Origin of the sequence: Pedobacter suwonensis, from assembly GCF_900111825.1 — a bacterium.
GTDB classification, from domain to species: Bacteria; Bacteroidota; Bacteroidia; order Sphingobacteriales; family Sphingobacteriaceae; genus Pedobacter; species Pedobacter suwonensis.
On record NZ_FOJM01000038.1, the window covers coordinates 1 to 2398 of the forward strand.

The 2398-nt window shown below is 50.4% G+C and carries 1 rRNA gene; it reads left to right on the top strand.

The features are described from left to right. Nucleotides 1-2308 (top strand): 23S ribosomal RNA (locus BM107_RS24435); the annotation flags it as partial. Nucleotides 2309-2398: the final 90 nt, after the last annotated feature.

A 2398-nucleotide genomic window follows, 5' to 3' on the forward strand; every position in this document is an offset into this window, starting at 1 on the left:
GTCCAGTGACGGCGTGCCTTTTGCATAATGAGCCTACGAGTTACTCTTCTCTGGCAAGGTTAAGTGCTTCAGGCACGGATCCGAAGCGAAAGCGAGTCTGAACAGGGCGTATAGTCAGAGGAGGTAGACGCGAAACCTTGTGATCTACCCATGGACAGGTTGAAGGTGCGGTAACACGTACTGGAGGACCGAACCGATAAACGTTGAAAAGTTTCCGGATGATCTGTGGGTAGGGGTGAAAGGCTAATCAAACTGGGAAATAGCTCGTACTCCCCGAAATGTTTTTAGGAACAGCGTCGGCATCGAGTTACATAGAGGTAGAGCTACTGATTGGGTGCGGGGGAGTCAAATCCTACCAAATCCAGACAAACTCCGAATGCTATGTAATATGGCCGGCAGTGAGGCGCGGGGTGCTAAGGTCACGCGCCGAGAGGGAAAGAACCCAGACCATCAGCTAAGGTCCCCAAGTTACGGTTAAGTTGAACTAACGAGGTCCGATTGCACAGACAGCTAGGATGTTGGCTTGGAAGCAGCCATTCATTTAAAGAGTGCGTAACAGCTCACTAGTCGAGCGATCGGGCATGGATAATAAACGGGCATTAAACCGTACACCGAAGCTATGGGATTGAAATATATCGGTAGGGGAGCATTCTATGTGCAGTGAAGGTATCTGGTAATGGGTGCTGGAGCGCATAGAAAAGCAAATGTAGGCATAAGTAACGATAAGGCGGGCGAGAAACCCGCCCACCGAAAGGATAAGGTTTCCTGATCAACGCTAATCGGATCAGGGTCAGTCGGGACCTAAGGAGAACCCGAAGGGGAAATTCGATGGACAACTGGTTAATATTCCAGTACTTTTTATAACTGCGATGTGGGGACGGAGTAGTGACACTGCCGCGATCTGACGGAATAGATCGTTGAAGGCTGTAGGTATATCGAACATAGGCAAATCCGTGATCGATGCTGAGCGCTGATAGTACCAAGGACCTTCGGGCGATTGGATAGTGCAGGTAATCAGACTTCCAAGAAAAACCGCTAAGCTCCAGGTTATAAAAACCCGTACCGCAAACCGACACAGGTATCCGGGAAGAGGATTCTAAGGTGCTCGAGTGAATCATGGCTAAGGAACTCGGCAAAATGGCCCTGTAACTTCGGGAGAAGGGGCGCTGACAGCAATGTCAGCCGCAGTGAAAAGGCCCAGGCGACTGTTTAACAAAAACACATGGCTTTGCAAAATCGAAAGATGAGGTATAAGGCCTGACACCTGCCCGGTGCTGGAAGGTTAAGAGGGGATGTCATCGCAAGAGAAGCATTGAATCGAAGCCCCAGTAAACGGCGGCCGTAACTATAACGGTCCTAAGGTAGCGAAATTCCTTGTCGGGTAAGTTCCGACCTGCACGAATGGTGTAACGATCTGGGCGCTGTCTCAGCCATGAGCTCGGTGAAATTGTGGTCCCGGTGAAGACGCCGGGTACCCGCAACGGGACGGAAAGACCCCATGCACCTTCACTACAATTTAACATTGACATTGGGTACAGGATGTGTAGGATAGGTGGGAGGCTATGAATCGGTGTCGCCAGGCATCGTGGAGCCAACGTTGAAATACCACCCTTTCTGTATTCGGTGTCTAATCCCGCTAAGCGGGAGACATTGTTTGATGGGTAGTTTGACTGGGGTGGTCGCCTCCAAAAAGGTAACGGAGGCTTTCAAAGGTAAGCTCAGTACGCTTGGTAACCGTACGTGGAGTGCAATAGCATAAGCTTGCTTGACTGTGAGACATACAGGTCGATCAGGGTCGAAAGACGGATATAGTGATCCGGTGGTTCTGCATGGAAGGGCCATCGCTCAAAGGATAAAAGGTACGCTGGGGATAACAGGCTGATCTCCCCCAAGAGCTCATATCGACGGGGAGGTTTGGCACCTCGATGTCGGCTCGTCACATCCTGGGGCTGGAGAAGGTCCCAAGGGTTCGGCTGTTCGCCGATTAAAGTGGCACGCGAGCTGGGTTCAGAACGTCGCGAGACAGTTCGGTCCCTATCTGTTGTGGGCGTAGGAATTTTGAGTGGGGCTGACCTTAGTACGAGAGGACCGGGTTGGACCAGCCTCTAGTGAATCTGTTGTTCCGCCAGGGGCATTGCAGAGTAGCTACGCTGGGAATAGATAAGCGCTGAAAGCATCTAAGTGCGAAACTAGCCACGAGATGAGAATTCCATATAGGACCGTAGCAGACTACTACGTTGATAGGCTACAGATGTAAAGGTGGCGACACCACAGTCGAGTAGTACTAATCATCCGAAGCTTTCAAAGCAAACAGAACTGTTGTTTGTTCTTCATGCTAACTTCTTTCAATAATATGTCATTTGAGGCTTAAGGTAAAAGGCTTAAGGCGTAAGGTTCC